18 protein-coding genes, 2 tRNA genes, 1 other RNA gene and 4 pseudogenes are annotated in these 19290 nt (G+C 71.8%); 12 read left to right on the top strand and 13 right to left on the bottom strand.

Annotation, left to right across the window (positions count from 1 at the left end; genetic code table 11):
* Positions 1–2: 2 nt before the first annotated feature.
* From FU792_RS13775 to ffs, 4 genes are all read right to left on the bottom strand, one after another.
* Positions 3–1175 carry a cell wall-binding repeat-containing protein gene (locus FU792_RS13775; RefSeq protein ID WP_149814832.1) on the bottom strand — a complete coding sequence of 391 codons (1173 nt, stop codon included), beginning with the start codon at positions 1173–1175 and terminating at the stop codon, positions 3–5.
* 190 nt (positions 1176–1365) lie between these two features.
* Positions 1366–1725 carry a sterol carrier family protein gene (locus FU792_RS13780; protein WP_022925880.1) on the bottom strand — a complete coding sequence of 120 codons (360 nt, stop codon included), beginning with the start codon at positions 1723–1725 and terminating at the stop codon, positions 1366–1368.
* Positions 1725–2972: an arginine deiminase gene (locus tag FU792_RS13785; protein WP_022925879.1), complete on the bottom strand. Its 1248-nt coding sequence runs from the start codon at positions 2970–2972 to the stop codon at positions 1725–1727. Before FU792_RS13785 ends, FU792_RS13780 begins: the two co-directional genes overlap by 1 nt.
* Before the next feature lie 77 nt (positions 2973–3049).
* An RNA gene (gene ffs / locus FU792_RS13790) (signal recognition particle sRNA small type) lies at positions 3050–3144 on the bottom strand.
* 96 nt (positions 3145–3240) lie between these two features.
* Between ffs and FU792_RS13795 the strand changes: the two genes are divergently transcribed.
* Positions 3241–3325 (top strand) — tRNA-Ser (locus FU792_RS13795).
* 89 nt (positions 3326–3414) lie between these two features.
* Here the strand turns inward: FU792_RS13795 and FU792_RS13800 are convergent.
* A pseudogene (locus tag FU792_RS13800) lies at positions 3415–5009 on the bottom strand (helicase HerA-like domain-containing protein).
* 24 nt (positions 5010–5033) lie between these two features.
* On the opposite strand from FU792_RS13800, the gene FU792_RS13805 reads away from it, so the two are divergent.
* The 3 genes and pseudogenes from FU792_RS13805 to FU792_RS13815 all read left to right on the top strand — a co-directional run.
* A complete protein-coding gene (locus FU792_RS13805; protein ID WP_022925877.1) occupies positions 5034–5345 on the top strand; it encodes a type II toxin-antitoxin system VapB family antitoxin in 312 nt (103 codons plus the stop codon).
* Positions 5346–5372: 27 nt separating this feature from the next.
* Complete coding sequence (locus FU792_RS13810) at positions 5373–5900, top strand: LytR C-terminal domain-containing protein (protein ID WP_149814833.1); 528 nt, start codon at positions 5373–5375, stop codon at positions 5898–5900.
* A 21-nt stretch (positions 5901–5921) separates the two neighbouring features.
* A pseudogene (locus FU792_RS13815) lies at positions 5922–6368 on the top strand (SRPBCC family protein); the annotation flags it as partial.
* Between the two features lie 37 nt (positions 6369–6405).
* Here the strand turns inward: FU792_RS13815 and FU792_RS19335 are convergent.
* The 5 genes and pseudogenes from FU792_RS19335 to FU792_RS19345 all read right to left on the bottom strand — a co-directional run.
* Positions 6406–6882 carry a transposase gene (locus tag FU792_RS19335; RefSeq protein ID WP_420876877.1) on the bottom strand — a complete coding sequence of 159 codons (477 nt, stop codon included), beginning with the start codon at positions 6880–6882 and terminating at the stop codon, positions 6406–6408.
* A gap of 224 nt (positions 6883–7106) precedes the next feature.
* Positions 7107–7490 (bottom strand): annotated as a pseudogene (locus FU792_RS19340) (IS110 family transposase); the annotation flags it as partial.
* A gap of 343 nt (positions 7491–7833) precedes the next feature.
* Positions 7834–8058: a hypothetical protein gene (locus FU792_RS16855; protein WP_161600263.1), complete on the bottom strand. Its 225-nt coding sequence runs from the start codon at positions 8056–8058 to the stop codon at positions 7834–7836.
* A 254-nt stretch (positions 8059–8312) separates the two neighbouring features.
* Positions 8313–8399 (bottom strand) — tRNA-Ser (locus FU792_RS13825).
* Between the two features lie 251 nt (positions 8400–8650).
* A pseudogene (locus FU792_RS19345) lies at positions 8651–8878 on the bottom strand (nucleoside deaminase); the annotation flags it as partial.
* 90 nt (positions 8879–8968) lie between these two features.
* On the opposite strand from FU792_RS19345, the gene upp reads away from it, so the two are divergent.
* From upp to FU792_RS13845, 4 genes are all read left to right on the top strand, one after another.
* Positions 8969–9607 carry a uracil phosphoribosyltransferase gene (gene upp / locus FU792_RS13835; RefSeq protein ID WP_149814834.1) on the top strand — a complete coding sequence of 213 codons (639 nt, stop codon included), beginning with the start codon at positions 8969–8971 and terminating at the stop codon, positions 9605–9607.
* Positions 9608–9610: 3 nt separating this feature from the next.
* Positions 9611–10801: a pyridoxal phosphate-dependent aminotransferase gene (locus tag FU792_RS13840; RefSeq protein WP_022925999.1), complete on the top strand. Its 1191-nt coding sequence runs from the start codon at positions 9611–9613 to the stop codon at positions 10799–10801.
* 224 nt (positions 10802–11025) lie between these two features.
* Entirely contained in the window at positions 11026–11196 is a 171-nt protein-coding gene (locus tag FU792_RS17080; RefSeq protein WP_022926000.1) for a hypothetical protein, read from the top strand.
* 16 nt (positions 11197–11212) lie between these two features.
* On the top strand, positions 11213–11965 hold the full coding sequence (locus FU792_RS13845) for a PH domain-containing protein (protein WP_022926001.1): 753 nt from the start codon (positions 11213–11215) through the stop codon (positions 11963–11965).
* Between the two features lie 25 nt (positions 11966–11990).
* Here the strand turns inward: FU792_RS13845 and FU792_RS13850 are convergent, their stop codons facing one another.
* Positions 11991–12614: a YgjV family protein gene (locus tag FU792_RS13850; RefSeq protein ID WP_022926002.1), complete on the bottom strand. Its 624-nt coding sequence runs from the start codon at positions 12612–12614 to the stop codon at positions 11991–11993.
* Between the two features lie 49 nt (positions 12615–12663).
* Here FU792_RS13850 and def point away from each other — a divergent pair, with 49 nt between their 5' ends.
* Positions 12664–13233, top strand: a complete 570-nt coding sequence (gene def / locus FU792_RS13855; protein ID WP_022926003.1) for a peptide deformylase — start codon at positions 12664–12666, stop codon at positions 13231–13233.
* Between the two features lie 12 nt (positions 13234–13245).
* Entirely contained in the window at positions 13246–14178 is a 933-nt protein-coding gene (locus FU792_RS13860; protein WP_022926004.1) for an alpha/beta hydrolase, read from the top strand.
* A 48-nt stretch (positions 14179–14226) separates the two neighbouring features.
* Here the strand turns inward: FU792_RS13860 and FU792_RS13865 are convergent, their stop codons facing one another.
* A complete protein-coding gene (locus tag FU792_RS13865) occupies positions 14227–15255 on the bottom strand; it encodes a type IV toxin-antitoxin system AbiEi family antitoxin domain-containing protein (RefSeq protein WP_022926005.1) in 1029 nt (342 codons plus the stop codon).
* Between the two features lie 202 nt (positions 15256–15457).
* The gene (locus tag FU792_RS13870; protein WP_022926006.1) at positions 15458–16864 is read right to left on the bottom strand and encodes a sugar porter family MFS transporter; all 1407 of its coding nucleotides are present in this window, start codon (positions 16862–16864) and stop codon (positions 15458–15460) included.
* 158 nt (positions 16865–17022) lie between these two features.
* Between FU792_RS13870 and FU792_RS13875 the strand changes: the two genes are divergently transcribed.
* Positions 17023–18222, top strand: coding sequence for a pyridoxal phosphate-dependent aminotransferase (locus tag FU792_RS13875; RefSeq protein ID WP_022926007.1), 1200 nt, complete (start codon positions 17023–17025; stop codon positions 18220–18222).
* The gene (locus tag FU792_RS13880) at positions 18219–19181 is read left to right on the top strand and encodes a 2-hydroxyacid dehydrogenase (protein ID WP_022926008.1); all 963 of its coding nucleotides are present in this window, start codon (positions 18219–18221) and stop codon (positions 19179–19181) included. Before FU792_RS13875 ends, FU792_RS13880 begins: the two co-directional genes overlap by 4 nt.
* The last annotated feature ends 109 nt before the right edge of the window (positions 19182–19290 follow it).

The following is a 19290-nucleotide window of genomic DNA, read 5'->3' on the forward strand; positions in this document are numbered from 1 at the left end:
GGTCAGGCTGTCCGGGAAGTCCTGACCGGGGCGACCAGCACCTTGCCCTCGGCCGGGAACTGCTCGAGCACCTGCTGGGCCGTCGCGTAGCGGTCGGTGCCGCTGTAGCGGGTCCAGGGCATACCCCCGGCGACGTCGTCGAGCACGTCGTCGGTGAGGACCGTGGTGCCTCCGGCGGCATAGACGTCGTCGAAGGACAGCGCGCCGAGTGCCGCGTCCGTGGCCGGCGGCAACCTCGTCGTGCTTGACCAGCACCAACGGCGCCTGGTGCCGCGCGGCGCGCTGAGCACCAACGCGTCCGGGAAGTCCTGGCCCGAGGCGACGAAGAGCTCCGCCGAGCTGTCCTGCACCACGCGTTGCGCGATCTCGCCGGCGGTGCCGTAGCGGTCGGACCCGGAGACCCGCTCCACGGTCGCGCCCGGGAGCGCGGCCTGGACGTCGGCCAGCACCTGGTCACCGACGGCGGTGGTCCCGCCGACGACGTAGACCGAGGTCGGCATGAGCCGTGTCAGCTCGTCCACGGTGGCGGTGGGCAGCCCGCCGGGGTTGGTGAGCAGCAGCGGGGCGCCCAGCTGCGCGGCCCAGGGGGCGGCGGTGAGCGCGTCCGGATAGGCCTTGGCGGTGGCGATCACGGCCGTGTCGGCCATGACGAACTTCTGCTCCGAGAGCATCGCCGCGGTCTCGATCCGCGTCGGGCCGCCGATCCGCTCGACGTCGAAGGTGCACGGGCCGTCGACGTCGTCGGGGTAGAACGGATCCTCGCTCATCAGGGTGGAGACGTCGTTGTCGTCCGCGTCGACGTCGTTGATCTGGATCCCGACGCCCGGGGCGCCGTGGCCGTAGAGGCCGACGAACGAGAGGAAGGCGTGCAGGTCGCGGGTGGCGCCCACCTCGACCTCGAGGGTGCGGCTGTCCATCAGCGTGCCGTCGTCCCAGACCTCGAAGCGCACCCGGTCGAAACCGGCGACGTCGTCGGTGGTGCCGGTGATCGTGGCGTCGATGGCGTACTCGTTGCGGCTGCAGTCGTCGTTGACGAACTGCACGCCGGCGATCTCGTAGTCGCCGAGCGTGGCGGCGAAGGCCGGTACGGCCCCGGCCAGGGCGGTCGTCCCGAGGGCGAGCGCGGCGCCGGCCGCGATCCCCGCCCGTCGACGGACCAGTGGTGTGGTGGGCATGGTGCTTCTCCTTCACGGGCCGGTCAGCACTGACCGGTGACGCCGGGAGGTCCCTCGCCTCCGCCGGGGCGTCGGCGCTACAGAGGGCGCACGCCGACCTCAGATACCGGTGCTCGACGGGACCCGGTCGAGCTCGTGCGCGTCCACGAGGCGCTGCGGGACCCGGACGACGACAGAGGCTGAGCCGCCCTCAGCGCAGCGGGAGGTATGCCGTGAGGTCGGCCCGCTGCCCCGACGCACGCACCGCGCCGCTCGCCACAGCCTCGGCCCAGGTGGCGCGGCCGGTCACCAGCGCGAGCCAGGTCTGCGGATCGGTCTCGACGACGTTCGTCGGTGTCCCGCGCGTGTGCCGCGGCCCCTCGATGACCTGGGCGGCGGCATACGGCGGGACGCGGACCTCGACCGACCGCCCGGGGGCGCGCGCGGCCAGCTCCTCGATCGTGTAGCGCACCGCGGTGGCGAGCATCCCGCGGGCCGGCTCCTCCCCCGCCTCCCAGGCGGCGAGCGCCTGCTCGCCCGCGGCCGGGTCGATCCGGCGCCGCGGCGGCATCAGGTGAGCGGGTCGCGCTCGACCGGGCAGGACATGCAGCGCGGTCCACCCCTGCCCCGGCCGAGCTCGGAGCCGTCGATCTCGAGGACCTCCACCCCCTGCTCGCGCAGGTGGGCGTTGGTGACCGTGTTGCGGCGGTAGCCGACGACGACCCCGGGCTCCAGGGCGAGCACGTTGCAGCCGTCGTCCCACTGCTCGCGGGCCGCGGCCCGCGGGTCCTGGTCGGCGGCCAGCACCCGGAGACGCTCCAGCCCCAGGCCGCGGGCGATGACCTGCTCCATCTGCTCCGGCTCGTGCCGCTCGATCGACAGGTGCAGGTCCGCGGGGTCGGCACCCTGCTCGCCCTCGGCCGCGGTGATCGTCCACGAGGTGAGGTCGGGCAGCCCGAGGTAGCGGGTGAAGGTGCGCTCGTCGACCATCGTCATCACCGTGTCCAGGTGCATGACGGCCCTCGCCTTGGGCATGTCGAGGGCGACCACCCGCTCCGCCTGGCCGGAGGCCAGCAGCCGGCGCGCCAGCCGCTCCACGCCCATGGCGGTGGTCCGCTCGGAGAGCCCGACGAGCACCATGCCGTGACCCGGCACGAGGATGTCGCCGCCCTCGGCCGTGGCGGGCCCGTCGTCCACGCCGTGGCTCCACCACTGCATCCCCGCCTCGGCGAACATCGGGTGGTAGCGGTAGATCGCGTCGTAGTGCACGGTCTCCCGGCGGCGCGCCTTCTTGTGCATGGAGTTGACCGCCACGCCGGAGTAGGCCCAGGCGGAGGTGTCCCGGGTGAACAGGTGGTTGGGCAGCGGCGCCAGCACGGAGTCGTGCGTCCCGAGCTGCTCGATGACCACCGAGCTGGGGCTGCCGATCCGCTCGAGGACCTCGGCCTTGGTGATGCCGCCGATGAGGTGGGTCGCCAGCTCGGCGTCGTCCATCTCGTCGAACATCGCGCGCAGTTCCTCGGCGGCCTGCGGGCCGACGTGCCGCTCGTCCAGGCTGTGGCCGAGCACGTGGGCGCGCGCCTCGGGGACCGCGAGCGACTCCCGCAGCAGCGCGTCGAAGTGGTGCACCGTCACGCCCCGCTCGCGCATCACCTGGACGAAGTAGTCGTGCTCCTCCTGCGCCTTCTCCACCCAGAGGATCTCGTCGAAGAGGTAGCGGTCCTTGTTGTCCGGCGTCAGGCGGTGCATCTCCAGCCCGGGCCGGTGGACGATCACCTGACGCAGCCGACCGACCTCGGAGCCGACGTGGAAGGGCATGAGCGGGGTCCTTTCGCAGGGGTGCGGACATCCTGCCATGCGGGGCGAGGGCGCCGCTCGGGCCACGGAGCAGGACGTGAAGAACCCCTCGCGCACCTGGAAGAGCCCGGTTGCCCTTGCTGCATTCCTGCCCTGGGGGAGTTCACCGAGGTACCACCGCACGAGGGGTCCGGAACCGAGTCTAGGCGTTCGCCGCGGCCCCTCCAAGCCGGCGGGTCGGCCCACCAGGATTAGGGCCGCTCCCTCGCTCTCGGCTATCCTTCTCGGCGGAGGATTCGCATAGCGGCCTAGTGCGCACGATTGGAAATCGTGTTGGGATAAAACCCTCGGGGGTTCAAATCCCCCATCCTCCGCCGATGTCCTCATCTCAGGACATGAGAAACCCCCGGACCCTCGGTCCGGGGGTTTCGTCGTCCGCCCTCGGGTGTGCGGGCGGTATGCCTCAGCGCCGTCGGGTCCCGAAGATCGACCGGCTGATCTCCCGCCCGATCACGGTCCCGGCCGAGCGCAGCATGGAGCGGAACGCGGTCGAGGAGACGACCTGCTCCACCATGCCCCTTTCCTCGCCCCTCTCTTCACCACGCCGTGACCGGCTGCGCCGGCCTGCTCACGCGCATCGGCCTGCGCCGCGGCGTCCTCGGCCGTCTGTGCCTCAGCGGCGTCGGCCGCCCGGGTCGCCTCCTCCATGCGCGCAGCCAGCATCTCGTACGCCGACTCGCGGTCAAGCGGCTCGGCATACTTGCCCGCCAACGCCGAGCCGGCGACCGCGGTGCGCACGACCTCCTCGTCCGAGGGCCCGATCTGACCCTGCGGCGCGCGGAGCATCGTCCGCGCGACCGGGGTCGGCGCACCCTCCTCGGAGAGCACGGTGACCACCGCCTCCCCGGTGCGCAGCGAGGTGAGGACCTCCTCGAGGTCGTAGTCGCTGGTCGGGAAGGTCGAGACGGTCGCCTTGAGCGCCTTGGCGTCGTTGGGTGTGTGCGCACGCAGCGCGTGCTGCACCCGGTTGCCCAGCTGGGCGAGCACCGAGTCGGGCACGTCCTTGGGCGTCTGGGTGACGAAGAAGACGCCGACACCCTTCGAGCGGATGAGCCGGACGGCCTGCTCCACGGCGTCGAGGAAGGCGTCGGAGGCGTCGTCGAAGAGCAGGTGCGCCTCGTCGAAGAAGAAGACGAGCTTGGGCTTGTCCGGGTTGCCCACCTCGGGCAGGTCCTGGAAGAGCTCGGCGAGCAGCCACATGAGGAAGGTGGAGAAGAGCACCGGCTTGTCCTGGACGCCGGGCAGCTCGAGCAGCGTGATGACGCCGGTGTCCTCGGGGGTGGTGCGCAGCAGGTCGGCGGTCTCGAACTCCGGCTCGCCGAAGAAGACGTCACCGCCCGCGGCGGACAGGGCGATGAGCTCGCGCAGGATGACCCCGGCGGTGGACGTCGCCAGTCCGCCGAGTCCCTTGAGGTCCTCCTTGCCCTCGTCCGAGATGAGGTGCTGGATGACCGCGATGAGGTCCTTGAGGTCCAGCAGCGCCAGCCCCTGCTGGTCCGCCCAGTAGAAGATGAGCCCGAGGCTGGACTCCTGGGTCTTGTTGAGCTGCAGCACCTTGGCCAGCAGCGTCGGCCCGAAGGCCGTGATGGTGGCCCGCACCGGGGTGCCCGCCCCGTGCCCACCGAGGTTGAGCAGCTCGACGGGGTAGGCCGAGCCGGTCCAGTCCTGGCCGAGCTCGCCCATCCGCTCCTCGATCTTGCCCCCGCCCGCGGCCGGCGTGGCCAGGCCCGTCAGGTCGCCCTTGATGTCGGCGAGGAAGACCGGGACGCCCGCGTCGGAGAGCTGCTCGGCGAGCACCTGCAGCGTGACGGTCTTGCCGGTCCCGGTGGCCCCGGCGACCAGCCCGTGCCGGTTCATCGAGCCGAGCGGCAGCCGGACGACCGCCTCGCTCACCACGCTGTCGCCGTCCGCCCCCACAGCCCCACCCAGCACGATGCTCGGGTCGGTGAAGGTGTAGCCCTCGCGGATGCGGTCGATCTGGCTGCTCTGCTCGCTCACATAGCAGACTCTAGACTGCGCCGCATGATCTTCAAGGGCGTGGGCGAGACGCGGCCATACCCCTCCCACGGCCTCGACGAGCCCGGTGACTGGGCACACCTGCCGCCCCGGATGCTGCGGCTGGACGAGCTCGTGACGACCCGCGCCGAGCTGGACCTGCGGGCCCTGCTGTCGGCCGACTCGACCTTCTACGGCGACATCTTCTGCCACGTCGTGAAGTGGCACGACGTGCTCTACCTCGAGGACGGTCTGCACCGGGCGCTCCGGGCCGCGCTGCAGGGTCGGCCCGCGGTGCACGGGCGTGTCCTCGACCTGGATGCCGCGCCGACTCGCTAGCCTGCTGCGGTCGGAAGGAGCCTCGGCGTGGGATACGTGCGCACGGCTGGTATGTCCACCGCGGCGCGTCGGGCGCGGCGCCGGGCAGCCATGGTCATCGTCGGTCTGCTGGCCGTGCTGGGGCTCGCGCTGCTCGTCGCGCTGGCGACGATGCAGGGATGGTTCGGCCTCGGGGATGGCGAGACGGACGAGAGCCAGACCACGGTCGCGGTGCCGACCCCCACCCTGGAGGCGGAGGACGTCGTCGTCAACGTCTTCAACTCGACCGGGACCGCCGGTCTGGCCGGACGGGCGAGCGACGGGCTGACCGCCCGCGGCTTCACCGTGGACGGGGTGGACAACTCCGACGCCGACATCGAGGGGCCCGGCCAGATCCTGCACGGCGCCTCCGGCGCCGAGGCGGCGCAGCTGCTGGCCGACGCGCTGCCGCAGGAGGTCGAGCTGGTCCAGGACGAGCGGGAGGACGAGAGCCTGGACCTCGTCCTCGGCGAGGCGTGGGAGGACCTGCCCGCCGCGGAGGACACCGACGCCGAGCAGACCGGGGAGGAGCGGTGAGCGACACCCACGAGGTCTCGGTCGCCCGCCGCCTCCCCCACCACGGTGTGGGACGTCATCACCGACCTCGAGCACGCGCAGGAGCGGCTCTCCCAGGTGACCGACCTGCACGTCATCACCACCGGCCCGTATGCCGTGGGCACCGGCTGGCGCGAGACCCGCCGGATGATGGGCGCCTCCGACACCCAGGAGATCTGGGTGGTCGACAACGACCCGGAGCGGCGCACCGAGACCGAGGCGAGGTCGCGCAACACCGTCTTCCGGACGGTGCTGGAGCTGGAGCCGCTCGAGGAGGGGGCGGCGACGCAGCTGTCGATCAGGTTCAGCGCGGGCACCACCGACCCCAACGCGCTGCAGCGCCTGGCGCTGCGCGCCGTGGGGCCCCTGGGCCTGAAGATGACCGAGAAGGCGTTGCGCACCGAGCTCGCCGACATCGCGGCCGCCGCGGAGGCTCTCGACGCCGACTGACGTCCCCGGCGAGCCTGCCTGATGCTCCTATGACCTGTCAAGCGGCTGGATCGAGGGTTGATGGTGCTTGCGGTGGGGCTGTGTCGTGGGCGAGTTCGGCGCGGATGGTGGGCAGGAGCTCGCGGACGAGGTAGCGCTTGAGGCAGCGGATGATCTCGGGTTTGCTCAGGTTCTGCTCGCTGCGTCGGGCCCGGTAGGCCTTGGTCCTGTCGTCGTGGCCGAGACGGACCATGATGATCCGCCAGAGGGCTTCGTTGGCGTGCCTGTCACCGCCGCGGTTGAGCCTGTGGCGGTCGGTGCGTCCGGAGGATGCGGGCAGTGGGCTGACCCCGCACAGTGCGGCGAAGGAGGCCTCGGACCGGATGCGGTCGGGGTTGTCACCAGCGGTATGAGCAGCTGAGAGGCGGTATCGGGGCCGACACCGAAGTGGTCCAGCAGTCCGGGGGCGGTGTGCTTGACCAGGGCGTCGAGGTCGGCGTCGGCCTCGGCGATCTCCTCGGCCAGGACCAGGCAGCGGCGAGCGGTCCGGCGCAGCGCGAGCTTGACCGCCTGCTCAGGCTCATGCAGGCGGTCGCGGTCCGGGCGCAGCCGCGCACACGCCTCGACGCGGGTGGTGCCGCTGAGTCCGTGCAGCTGCTCGCGGACCGAGTGCGGCGCGGTGATGACCAGCTGCACCAGGGCGGAGCGGGCAGCGACCATCGCCTTCATCGCGGCCCTCTTGGTCGCCTTCAGCGCGCGCAGCGACTCCACCGGCCCGGTGCGCGTCTTGGGTGTCGTCGTGGCCGTCCTGGCCAGCACGGCCCGGGCTGCGGCCTCGGCGTCCAGCGGGTCGCTCTTGCCCCGCTGACGACGCTGCTTGCGATCCGCGCGGTCGACCTCGACCACGTCCACGTCCTGGGCTGTGAGGTAGCGGGCGAGCTGGGCACCGTAGGACCCGGTGCCCTCGACCCCGACGCGGTCGACCTGCCCGTGCGAGCTCAGCCATCCCAGGGCTCGCCTGTTACCCGCCGCGGTCGCCGGGACACTCCTGGTGCCCAGCAGCCGGCCCTGGGCGTCGAGCGCGGCCAGGGTGTGCGTGTCGGCGTGGGTGTCGACCCCGCCGATGACGGTAGATGTCACCATGATTGGCGTCCTTCCGACTCTGATCCAGTTGGTTGGACACGCACCACCGGTCGGGCGGACAGCACAGTGACGAGGCCTACGCCAGGCTCCTATCAGGTCACGATCCGTCTGGCTGGTGCGTGCGCCCCGTCCGGCGACAGATCAGGCCAAAGGCACCAAGCCGGTGGACAACAGGGTCAGCCGGGCGGGACTTCCATCGAGCGTAACGACGGCACCAACAGCATCACTGTGGACAACTTCTGCGGCCGAGGCCTCGCTCCTCCTAGCGTCGTCGCATGGAGCACCTTCAGCACCCGGCCCTGTCGGCGGAGCCCACCAGCTTTCCCGGCCCCACCGGGCACCATCACCCCCGCGGCACGCTGGTCATCGTCCTCGGGGTCCTGGCGGTCGCCGGTGTCCCCGTCCTGGGACCGGTCGCCTGGTCCGTCGCCTCCCGCGCGCTGCGCGAGGCGGACTCCCAGCCCGGACCTGTGGTCAACCGGGGGCAGCTCGTCGCCGGTCGCACGATGGGCATGATCGGCACCGCCGTGCTGGCCCTGATGGTCGCCGTCTTCGTGGCGACCGTCATCCTCGTGGTCCTGTCGGCATCGAGTAGGGCGGCATACCGGCACGGCGGGCGTAGGGTGAGCGACATGTTGCGGTTCGAGCCACCTCCCGCGCCCCGCGCCGGTGGCGGGGCCGAGCCGCAGGACCCCTACGCTGCCTCGCCCCGGCCGAGCAGAGGCGGCGTCGCGCGACCGGTCGCGCACGGCCTGATCGCGACGTGCGACGAGCCCCCGGACCGCGTGGTCCGGGGGCTCGTCGTGTCCCGCGGGACATGGGCGGTGGCGGTGGGATTTGAACCCACGGAGGACTTGCGCCCTCACACGCTTTCGAGGCGTGCTCCTTAGGCCGCTCGGACACGCCACCACCGATGAGGCTACCTGACGGGCAGGGGCCCGCCCAAAATCCTGAGCGTCAGCGCCTGCCCTCGAAGAAGCGGTCAGGAGGCCGGCGCACTCGTCCTCCAGCACGCCCCCGACGACCTCGGCGCGGTGCAGCGCCCTGCGGTCCCGGGGGAGGTCCCACACCGATTCCGCAGGCCCCAGCCTTGTCGTCCAGGCGCCGAAGACGACCCGGTCGACGCGGGCCAGCAGAGCCGCCCCGGCGCACATCGCGCACGGTTCCAGCGTGACGACCAGCGAGCACCCGTCCAGCCGCCATGACCCGAGGGTGCGTCCGGCCTCGCGCAGCGCGACCACCTCCGCGTGCCCGGTCGGGTCGTGCTCTGCCTCCCGGACGTTGTGCCCCCGCCCGACGACCTCCCCCGTCGCGTCGACGACGAGGGCACCGATCGGGACGTCACCCGAGGTGTCGACACGCTGCGCCTCGGCGATCGCGAGACGCACCCACGCGGCATACCGGTCGAGTCCCCACGAGGCGCCGGGGGCCGCCGGGCGAGGTGTCGGGCGCGTGGGTCACGTCCTAGAGTCTGGCGTATGCGCGTCCACCTCGCCGACCACCCGCTCATCGCCCACAAGCTGACCTACCTGCGCGACAAGCGGACCGACACCCCGACCTTCCGCCGGCTGGCCGACGAGCTCGTCACGCTGCTGGCCTACGAGGCGACCCGGGAGGTGCGGGTCTCGCCGTTCCAGATCGAGACCCCGGTCGCCGCGACGACCGGCATCCACCTGGCGACGCCCAAGCCGCTGGTCGTCCCCATCCTGCGCGCGGGCCTGGGCATGCTCGACGGGATGATGCGCATGCTGCCGACGGCGGAGGTCGGCTTCCTCGGGATGGTCCGCAACGAGGAGACGCTGGAGGCGCACACCTACGCCAACCGGCTCCCGGACGACCTCGACAAGCGGCAGTGCTACGTGCTCGACCCGATGCTCGCGACCGGCGGCACCCTGATCGCGGCGATCCGTTACCTCGCCGAGCGCGGCGCCGACGACATCACCGCGATCACCCTGCTCTCCGCCCCCGATGGGATCGAGAAGGTCCAGGCCGGGCTCGCCGACGTCGAGCCGCCGATCACGCTGGTCACCGGAGCGATCGACGAGCGGCTCAACGAGCAGGGCTACATCGTGCCCGGTCTCGGTGACGCGGGCGACCGCCTCTACGGCGTCGTCTGAGGTATGCCTTCCGACCGGTCCTCGCGGGCCCGCGTCTCGGCGCGGTCGGCCGTCGAGCCGTTCCACGTCATGGAGGTGCTCAAGGCCGCGGCGGCCCGGCAGCGCAGCCACGGTGACGTCCTCATGCTCTGCGCCGGGCAGCCCTCGACCCCCGCCCCCGCCGTGGCCCGGGAGGCGGCGATCCGGGCCCTGGACTGCGACGTGCTGGGCTACACCGAGTCCAGCGGCATCCTCCCGCTGCGCGAGGCGATCGCCCGGCACCACCGGGACGCCGCCGGGATCGAGGTCTCGCCGGAGGACGTCGTCGTCTTCCCCGGCAGCTCGGGCGCCTTCACCGCGCTCTTCCTCGCCGCCTTCGACGTGGGCGACCAGGTGGCGATGACGCGGCCCGGCTACCCGGCATACCGCAACAGCCTGGCCGCGCTGGGCTGCGAGGTGGTCGAGCTCGACTGCGGACCGGACACCCGCTTTCAGCCGACCGTCGAGATGCTCGAGGCGCTGCCCGCGCCGCCCGCGGGGTTGATCGTGGCCTCCCCCGCCAACCCGACGGGCACGGTCGTCGACCCCGACGTGCTGCGCGAGCTGGCCGCGTGGTGCGAGGAGCACGGGACGCTGCTGGTGAGCGACGAGATCTACCACGGGCTCAGCTACGGGCGACCGACCGCGAGTGCGTGGGCGACCTCACGCGCCGGGGTGGTCGTCGGGTCGGTGAGCAAGTACTTCTCCATGACCGGCTGGCGGGTCGGCTGGCTGCTCGCTCCCCCGGCGCTGCAGCGACCGCTGGAGGTGCTCACCGGCAACCTCAACATCTGCCCGCCCGCGATCGGCCAGCACGCGGCGGCCGCGGCGCTCGGCGAGGCCGCGCGGGCGGAGCTCGACGGGCACCGCGAGCGGTATGCCGCGAACCGCGACCTGCTGCTGCGCCGTCTGCCCGAGATCGGCCTGCGCGACTACGCCCCGCCGGACGGTGCCTTCTACGCGTGGTGCGACATCGGGCACCTCACGCAGGACTCGGTCACCTGGTGCCGGGACCTGCTGGACGACTGCGGCGTCGCGCTCACGCCGGGTGTGGACTTCGACACGGTGGCGGGACACCGCAAGGTCCGGCTCAGCTTCGCCGGGTCGACGGCCGAGGTGGACGAGGCCCTCGACCGGATGGCCGCCTCGCCGTTGCTGCGGCCCACCACCTCCTGACACCCCTCCCCACCGAGCGCCGCGAATGGTTGGTCACTACCCCACCGCGGTATACCGTCGCGCCAGCTCGCGCTCCCCGACGCCCGGTCGGGCGGGGCGACACGCGCGCGGGGGCGAGAATCGGCATACCCCGCCACATCTGCCACACTGACAACAGGTCCGTGTCCACCCGCGCACTCGCCCGCTCGCGTACTCGTCCACCCGTCCAGCGAAAGGCACCTGACATGCCGTCCACGGTCAAGAAGGTCCTGCACTGGCTGGTGTGGGGCTTCCTCATCTACGCGGTGATCACCAACCCCGACCGCGCCGCCGACATCGTGCGCGCCGTGTGGGACATCATCAGTCAGGGCTTCCTCAACATCGGCCGGTTCTTCAACCAGCTGATGGGGACCTGACACCCGAGGGCACGCCATGCCTGCCGCCCCGCCGCAGGTCAGCCGGCGCGTCGCCAAGCGCTACCTGCTGGCTGACGAGCAGGTCGTCGTCTCCACCCGCTGGCACTGGGCCAAGCTCGTGCGCCCCGCCGCGGCGGTGCTCATCGCGCTCTTCCTCACCCTGTGGGTCGCGGCAGCGGTGACCGACCCCGCCGCTATCGGGTTCGCGCTGTGCGTGCTGGCGGTCGTGTGCGCCTGGGCCGGCTGGCAGGTGCTGGAGTGGCGCTGCGAGTGGTTCATCGCGACCGACCGCCGGCTGCTCAAGACCTACGGCCTCATCACGCAGCGGGTCGCGATGATGCCGCTGGTCAAGGTCACCGACATGAGCTACGACCGGACCATCCTCGGGCGCCTGCTCGGCTACGGCCGCTTCGTCATGGAGTCCGCGGGCCAGGACCAGGCCCTCAGCCACATCGACTACATCCCGGAGCCGGACGAGAAGTACCAGGCGATGTGCGAGACCATCTTCGGCCGCGACGTCCGCGACCCGGGTGAGGACGAGGAGGCCTGGGAGGAGCCGGAGGAGCGGTATGCGCGTGGCCAGGGCGACGACCCGACAGGACCTCGGCCGAGCATCACCCGGTCGCGCGGCACCAGCAGCCGGTGGGAGGCGGTCGACCGTCGCGACCTCCCCCGGGACTGGGACTGGGTGGACGACGAGGCTCGGGGCGGCCGTGCCGCGACCCGTCGCCGCGTGGCCGTCGACCCGGACCCCACCCCGCTGCGCTGACCGGCAGCGGCCGACGCCGTCGGAGTCAGGCCGGCTGCGGGACGTCGAGCACCCACCTGTCCTCGGTCGGGCGGAAGCCGATCCGCTCGTAGTAGGGGTGCTGCATCCCCGCCGGCGAGAGCACCCGGCTGAAGCCGCGTCGCGCGAACAGACCGGACCGGCGGTAGACGAACTCGCCCGGCGAGAAGTCGCGGTGGCTCGGCGTGACCCAGTCCAGGACGACCTCCGCGGTGCCCTCACCCGCGTCCCGCGCCAGCACGACGCCCACCGTCTCGTCACCGCGGAGCACGAGGAAGGCCGAGCGCTGTGCCTCCGGGTCGTGGACGAAGCCCGGGTTGTGCTCGGCGATGTCGTCAGCGTGGACCGTGAGCACGTGACCGAGGTAGGTGTCGTCCGGCTCCACCTCGAGCACGGTGTAGCTCGCCGCGTCGTGCCGGGTCCGCAGCATCCGCCACAGGTAGACGATGTTGATGACCGCCAGCACGACGTTGAGCCCCACCATCGGCCACACGCCGACGGCGGCGTTGTAGCCGATGAGCACGACGCATCCCACGAGATTGATCCAGCGCAGCCGCAGCACCCGCGTCTGCAGCAGCGACACCACCAGGATGGCCGAGCCGACCCAGCCGACGATCTCGATCCAGTTCATGACGGGCAGGGTAACGGGCAGGCCCGGGGCATACCTAGAATCTGCTCCCATGGCAGTCCGACCCATCACCGTCATCGGCCACAAGGCCCTGCACGCGCCGACCAAGAAGGTGCGGGAGATCACCGACGAGGTGCGCACCCTCGTCGACGACATGTTCGACACCATGGCCGCCGCCGAGGGGGTCGGCCTGGCGGCGAACCAGGTCGGGGTCCGGCTGCGGCTCTTCGTCTACGACTGCCCGGTGCCCGGCGCCGACAACGCCCGGGGCGTCATCGTCAACCCGGCGCTGGAGCGGCTCGGGACGCCAGGGCCGCTGGACGAGGAGGACGACGGCGAGGGCTGCCTGTCCGTGCCCGGCGAGTGGTTCCCGCTCGCCCGGCACCCGCGGGCCCGGGTCACCGGCACCGACCTCGACGGCCAGGAGATCGTCGTCGAGGGCGAGGGACTGCTCGCGCGCTGCCTGCAGCACGAGACCGACCACCTCGACGGCTACCTCTACGTCGACAAGCTCACCGGGCCGGTCAAGGCGCAGGCCCGGGAGGCGGTCAAGGACCGTGGCTGGAACGTCGACGGCATCCTCAAGTGGGATCCCTCGGCGACCACCGCCGACGAGGTCTGAGACCGCCTGGGTATGCCCCGCACGGTGCGCCTGCGGCGACGGGCGCTGCTGGCGCTCGCGGGTGCCGGTGCCCTCGCGGCCTGCTCAAGGGCGGACGAGGGGCCTGACGAGGGTGGTGGCCCGGATGACGGGCGGAGGAGCGCGACCGGGCCGCCGGCCGAGCAGGGCAGCGAGGAGAGCGGGATGAGCAGCGAGACCGGCCCAGAGGCGGGCGCCGGGTCGGCCACCGAGCGGATCAGCTACGGCGACCACCCGTCCCAGTGGGTGGAGCGACGGGTCCCCTCGGGTGCGAGCCGGGGCACGGTCGTCGTCGTCCACGGAGGTTTCTGGCGGGCCGCGTATGCTGCGGACCTCGGCACCCCGCTCGCGGAGGACCTGACCGCGCGCGGCTGGACGACGCTCAACGTGGAGTACCGCCGGGTCGGGGACGGCGGGGGCTTCCCACAGACCTTCGACGACATCCACGCCGCCGTCGAGCTCGCGGACGGTGAGGGGCCGGTCATCACGCTGGGGCACTCAGCGGGTGGGCACCTCGCGACCTGGGCCGCAGGTCGGCTGCAGACCGGGCAGTGGTCCGGGCGGGTCCAGGTGACCCACGTGGTGTCGCAGGCCGGGGTGCTCGACCTCACGGCGGCATACCAGGACCGGCTCGGCGGGGATGCGGTTGGAGACCTGCTCTCCGCCACCCCCGACGACCCGCTCTACGACGTCGTCGACCCGCAGCGCATGCTGCCGCTCGACGCGCCCGTCCGGGCCCTGCACGCACCGGACGACGAGCAGGTCCCGATCAGCCAGTCAGAGCGCTACGTCGCCGCGGCCCGTGAGGCCGGGGCCGACGCCGAGCTCATCGAGGTCACCGGCGGTCACTTCGACCTCATCGAGGTCGGCTCGGGCGCCTGGTCCGCCGTCGCGGCGGTCCTCGACGGCATCGCTCCTGCCCGCTGACTTTCGCCCGTCACTTCTACGCAGAAAGCGTTCCTCGGGCGTGATGCATCACGCCCGAGGAACACCTTCTGCGTAGGAGTGGAGCAGCAGCCCGTCCCACGTGGCCCCGGTGCGGCGCCGGTGCGCGTCCACGACGCCCGCCATCCGCCCCGGCGGGCGCTGCACGCTGCGCGCGGCCAGCTCCACGACCGCGCGGATCCGGGCCAGGTCGTCCAGGTCGGCCCACACGAGTCGGGCCATCCCATAACCCAGCCGCCGGATGTCGTCCTCGCGGCGCTTCTCGCGGACGAGGGCGGCCCGGCCCTCCGCACCGTCGTACTTGAGCGCGCCGTCGACCTCGACGACCACCCCGAGATCGGGCAGCAGGAAATCGACCCTGGCGACGAAGGCACCGTCCTGCTCGCGGAGGACGACCTGCGGGATCACCCGGTAGCCCAGCGACAGCAGCCGCAGCCTGGCCTTGGACTCGGCAGCCGACTCCGCCGTCGGGCTCGCGCTCGCGACGACGTGCCGGGCCACCGAAAGGTGCGGGGTGCGCCGCAGACGGTCCACCCAGCCTGACATCTCCTCGACGGTCGCGAGATCCAGCCGCAGCGCGGCGTCGGCGACGCAGACCCCGGCATCGGAGCCGGCCTCCAACGCCGTGCCGACGACCGCCAGGGCTGGGGTCACCACGGGGTGCCCGCCTACGAGCCCGAAGGCGTCCTGTCGACCGGGGCAGGCGTGCAGCGTGAGACCTGGATGACTCCGGGTGGCCGCGGTCCCCGAGGTACGGGTGAGGTGCACTCGGGTCAGCGCGCTGGTGAGCACCGGGAGCCGCCACAGCAGGGCACCGCTCTGGTGGCTCGCCGCCACGCTCGGGCGCGCGCGGCACAGCGCGAGGACAGTACGGCGCGCCTCGATCAGGCGGTCGTGGGACGGCTCGGCATAGGCGCCGCGCCCCACCCGTCGGAGCACACGTCGGGTGACGAGGGACCGGAGTCCGTTGGGGCCTACGCCGAGGCGGCGCGCCTCCTGGGCGGTGATGACGCCTTCGTGCGCGGCGAGGAAGCCAGTGAGGCGTGCGAGCTCGTCCATACCGACGAGCCTGCGACCGCCGTCCGGCGGCCGCCACGGCCGCGGAGAGATCTGTGGACGCCGGACCCGACCCGCCTGTCGTGTGGACAACTCGCTCGGCCCAACACCCACGCAGAACGTGTTCCGCTACGGGGATGCATCACACCCGAGGAACACCTTCTGCGTAGGAGTCGGTCCCGCGACCCGCTGACCGGCCCCGCGCTCAGTCCATGTCCTCCAGCTCGCGCCCGTTGGTCTCGGGGACGAACTTCAGCACGAAGAAGAAGCTCAGCAGCGCGAAGAGGGTGTAGAAGCCGTAGGCGAAGCCCAGGCCCAGCTCGGCCATGCGCGGGAAGCTCGTGGAGATGGCGAAGTTGGCCAGCCACTGGGCCGCCGCCGCGACACCCAGCGCCGTGGCCCGGATCCTGTTGTTGAACATCTCGCCCAGCAGCACCCAGACGCCCGGGCCCCACGACATACCGAAGAAGACCACGAAACCGTTGGCCGCGATGAGCGCCACCAGGCCGGTGCTGTCCCCGAGCTGCGGGGACCCGTCCACGATCGGCGCGTTGGCGAAGATCCACGCCATCGTGCCGAGCGTGAGGAACATCCCGGCCGAGCCGATCATGAGCAGCACCCGCCGCCCGATCTTGTCGATGAGCGCGATCGCGACGATGGTCACGACGATGTTGGTCACCGAGGTGATGACGGTCTGGGTGAGCGCGTCCTCCTCGGTGAAGCCGACCGCCTGCCACAGCGTCGAGGAGTAGTAGAAGATGACGTTGATCCCGACGAACTGCTGGAAGACCGACAGCCCGATGCCGATCCAGACGATCGGCAGCAGCCCGCCGCCGGACTTCACCAGGTCGGACAGCGAGGTCTTGGCGTCGCGGCGCACGGTGCGCTGGATTTCCTTGATCCGCTCCGGTATGCCCCGCAGCATCACGCGCCCCAGCACCTCGCGGGCCTCGTCCAGCTTGCCGAGGGTCACCAGGTAGCGCGGCGACTCGGGGATGGTCGTGGCGAGGACGCCGTAGGCCAGGGCCGGGATGATCTCGGCCCAGAACATCCAGCGCCACGCGGTGCTGCCCCAGAGCGCCTCGGCAGACCCGCCGGCGACCCCCGCGAGGAAGTAGTCGGAGAGCAGCGCGATGAAGATGCCGACGACGATCGCGAGCTGCTGCAGCGAGCCGAGCCGACCACGGATCGAGGCCGGCGCGATCTCGGCGATGTAGGCCGGCGCGATGACCGAGGCCATCCCCACGCCGATGCCGCCGATCACGCGCCACAGGATCATGTCCACCGGCCCGAAGGCGAAGCCGGAGCCGATCGCCGAGAGGGTGAACAGCGCCGAGGCGAGCATCATCACGCGGATGCGCCCCATCCGCTCCGCCAGGCGACCGGCGACGTAGGCGCCGACCATGCAGCCCAGCAGCGCCGAGCTGACGACGAAACCGGTCAGCCCGGCCCCCATCTCGAAGTCGTTGCGCATCGCGTTGACCGCGCCGTTGATGACGGCGGTGTCGAAGCCGAAGAGGAAGCCGCCGAGCGCCGCGACGGACGCGAGCAGGATGGCCTTGCCGAGGTAGTAGTCGCGCTCGCCCACCTGGACCTGTGGTTGCTGGCTCATGTGTCCACCCTCCTGCCGCACCCCGTTGACGCAGCGTCAGGGCACAGTGTGCACCGTGGGCCTCCGTTTCACCAGCGGACGCGCGGTACCGTGGGTCCGCTCGTCGTCGTCGCCGGCGCGTCGGGCACGACTCGGCACTCGACACAAGGACGTGGGGTATGCGGCTCGCGAGCAGACTGGACAACCTCGGCACCGAGACCGCCTTCGCGGTCGCGGCGGCGGCCGCCGACTGGAAGGCGCAGGGCCACGAGGTCTTCCCCTTCCACCTCGGCGACCTCGACTTCCCGCTGGCCGACCACATCGTCGAGGCGATGAACGCCGCGATCGCGGACGGGAGGACCGGCTACTGCCCGGGACCGGGCATACCGGAGCTGCGGGCGGCCCTCGCCGACGACATCGGCTCCCGCCGCGGCATGACCGTCGCCCCCGAGGACGTCACCGTGATGACCGGCGGCAAACCGGTGATCACCAAGTTCCTCCAGGCGGTGATGAACCCGGGCGACGAGGTGCTCTACCCCAACCCGGGATTCCCGATCTACGAGTCCCAGATCGAGTACCTCGGCGGCGTCGCCCGGCCCTACCGCTACCTCCCGACCGACGACGGCTTCCGCATCGACCTGGACCAGGTGCGCGACGCCATCACCGACCGGACCGTCGCCATCATCTACAACGACCTGCAGAACCCGATCTCCGCTGAGTCCACCGACGCCGAGCGGGAGGCGGTCGCCGCGCTCGCCCAGGAGCACGACCTCTGGGTGCTCTCCGACGAGGCCTACTTCGAGATGCGCTACGAGGGCGACTCGACCTCGATCGCGAGCCTGCCGGGGATGGCCGAGCGCACCTGCATCCTCTACACCTTCTCCAAGAAGTTCGCGATGACCGGATCGCGGCTCGGGTGCGCGGTCGCCCCGACCGAGCTCGGGAAGGTCTTCTCGACCATGAACACCAACGACGAGTCGTGCACCACCCACTACGTCCAGTGGGCCGGGATCGCGGCGCTCCAGGGCACGCAGCAGCCGGTCGCCGACATGCTCGACACGTTGCGCGGGCGACGGGACGCCGCGTGCGAGATCGTCAACGGCACGCCCGGTATGTCGGTGGAGACGCCGCGCTCGACGTTCTACCTCTTCCCCGATGTGACCGAGGCGATCCAGATCGTCGGGGCGGACGGGCTCACGGACTTCGCGCAGCAGGCGCTGCACGCGACCGGCGTGAGCTTCTGCACCCGCAACCACTTCGGCCGGCCGCAGCCGGGCGAGGACCGCAGCTACATCCGGTTCGCCTACTCCGGGCTGTCCGAGGACAAGATCCGGCGCGGCCTCGGCGGGCTGCGCGACTGGGTCGGGAGCCACGCGTGAGCCGGGTCGTCGTCACCGGGAGGATCCCCAAGCCGGGACTGGACATCCTGCGCCGCGCCGGCCACGAGGTCGACGCCTGGGAGGGCGAGGACACGCAGCCACGGGAGTCGGTGCTGGAGCACGTGCAGGGCGCCGACGCGCTGCTCACGCTGCTGACCGAGAAGGTCGACGCCGAGCTGCTCGACGCCGCCGGGGACCAGCTGCAGGTCGTCGCCAACGTCGCGGTGGGCTACAACAACGTCGACGTCGAGGTATGCCGGGAGCGCGGCGTCGTCGCGACCAACACCCCGGGGGTGCTCACCGAGGCGACGGCCGACATCGCGATGGGGCTGATCCTCATGGCGACGCGGCGCCTGGGCGAGGGCGAGCGGATCATCCGCAGCGGCACCCCGTGGCAGTGGGGCATGTTCTACCTCCTCGGCTCCGGGCTGCAGCGCAAGACGCTGGGCGTCGTCGGCCTCGGGGGGATCGGGGCTGCGGTCGCACGCAGGGCGCGTGCCTTCGGGATGAACGTCATCTACTCCTCTCGCTCGCAGGCCGCGCGCGAGCTGGAGCTCGAGCTCGGCGCCCACCGCGTCGACATGGACACGCTGCTCGCCGAGTCGGACGTGCTGAGCCTGCACTGCCCCTACTCCCCCGCCACCCACCACCTGATCAGCCACGACCAGCTCGCCGCGATGAAGCCGACGGCATACCTCGTCAACACCGCCCGCGGGCCGGTCATCGACGAGGCCGCGCTGGTCGAGGCCCTGCGCAGCGGGCAGATCGCCGGTGCCGGGCTGGACGTCTTCGAGGACGAGCCGGACGTGCACCCCGGCCTCCTGGACTGCGAGAACGCCGTGCTCGTGCCGCACCTGGGCTCCGCCACCATCGAAACCCGCACCGCGATGGCCACCCTCGCCGCGGACAACGCCGTCGCCGTGCTGGCCGGCGAGGAGCCGCCCTCGCCCATCCGCTGAGGTGGGCGGACGGCATACCGCGCGGCCGCGGTGCCCGAGGGTGACTGGCGGCGGCCCCGCCCGGCCCAACCCACCCCCGGGCCGAACCTGAGCAAAGTTGTCGAGCCGG

This window comes from Serinicoccus marinus DSM 15273, assembly GCF_008386315.1.
GTDB classification, from domain to species: domain Bacteria; phylum Actinomycetota; class Actinomycetes; order Actinomycetales; family Dermatophilaceae; genus Ornithinicoccus; species Ornithinicoccus marinus.

What these genes read in the sequence shown, in the direction of transcription:
- FU792_RS13775 (WP_149814832.1), bottom strand. Translation starts at nt 1,175, where the DNA reads ATGCCCACCACACCACTGGTCCGTCGACGGGCGGGGATCGCGGCCGGC.
- FU792_RS13780 (WP_022925880.1), bottom strand. Translation starts at nt 1,725, where the DNA reads ATGCCGCCGCGGCGCCGGATCGACCCGGCCGCGGGCGAGCAGGCGCTC.
- FU792_RS13785 (WP_022925879.1), bottom strand. Translation starts at nt 2,972, where the DNA reads ATGCCCTTCCACGTCGGCTCCGAGGTCGGTCGGCTGCGTCAGGTGATC.
- FU792_RS13805 (WP_022925877.1), top strand. Translation starts at nt 5,034, where the DNA reads ATGATCTTCAAGGGCGTGGGCGAGACGCGGCCATACCCCTCCCACGGC.
- FU792_RS16855 (WP_161600263.1), bottom strand. Translation starts at nt 8,058, where the DNA reads ATGACGGTCGCCACGAAGACGGCGACCATCAGGGCCAGCACGGCGGTG.
- upp (WP_149814834.1), top strand. Translation starts at nt 8,969, where the DNA reads ATGCGCGTCCACCTCGCCGACCACCCGCTCATCGCCCACAAGCTGACC.
- FU792_RS13840 (WP_022925999.1), top strand. Translation starts at nt 9,611, where the DNA reads ATGCCTTCCGACCGGTCCTCGCGGGCCCGCGTCTCGGCGCGGTCGGCC.
- FU792_RS17080 (WP_022926000.1), top strand. Translation starts at nt 11,026, where the DNA reads ATGCCGTCCACGGTCAAGAAGGTCCTGCACTGGCTGGTGTGGGGCTTC.
- FU792_RS13845 (WP_022926001.1), top strand. Translation starts at nt 11,213, where the DNA reads ATGCCTGCCGCCCCGCCGCAGGTCAGCCGGCGCGTCGCCAAGCGCTAC.
- FU792_RS13850 (WP_022926002.1), bottom strand. Translation starts at nt 12,614, where the DNA reads ATGAACTGGATCGAGATCGTCGGCTGGGTCGGCTCGGCCATCCTGGTG.
- def (WP_022926003.1), top strand. Translation starts at nt 12,664, where the DNA reads ATGGCAGTCCGACCCATCACCGTCATCGGCCACAAGGCCCTGCACGCG.
- FU792_RS13860 (WP_022926004.1), top strand. Translation starts at nt 13,246, where the DNA reads ATGCCCCGCACGGTGCGCCTGCGGCGACGGGCGCTGCTGGCGCTCGCG.
- FU792_RS13865 (WP_022926005.1), bottom strand. Translation starts at nt 15,255, where the DNA reads ATGGACGAGCTCGCACGCCTCACTGGCTTCCTCGCCGCGCACGAAGGC.
- FU792_RS13870 (WP_022926006.1), bottom strand. Translation starts at nt 16,864, where the DNA reads ATGAGCCAGCAACCACAGGTCCAGGTGGGCGAGCGCGACTACTACCTC.
- FU792_RS13875 (WP_022926007.1), top strand. Translation starts at nt 17,023, where the DNA reads ATGCGGCTCGCGAGCAGACTGGACAACCTCGGCACCGAGACCGCCTTC.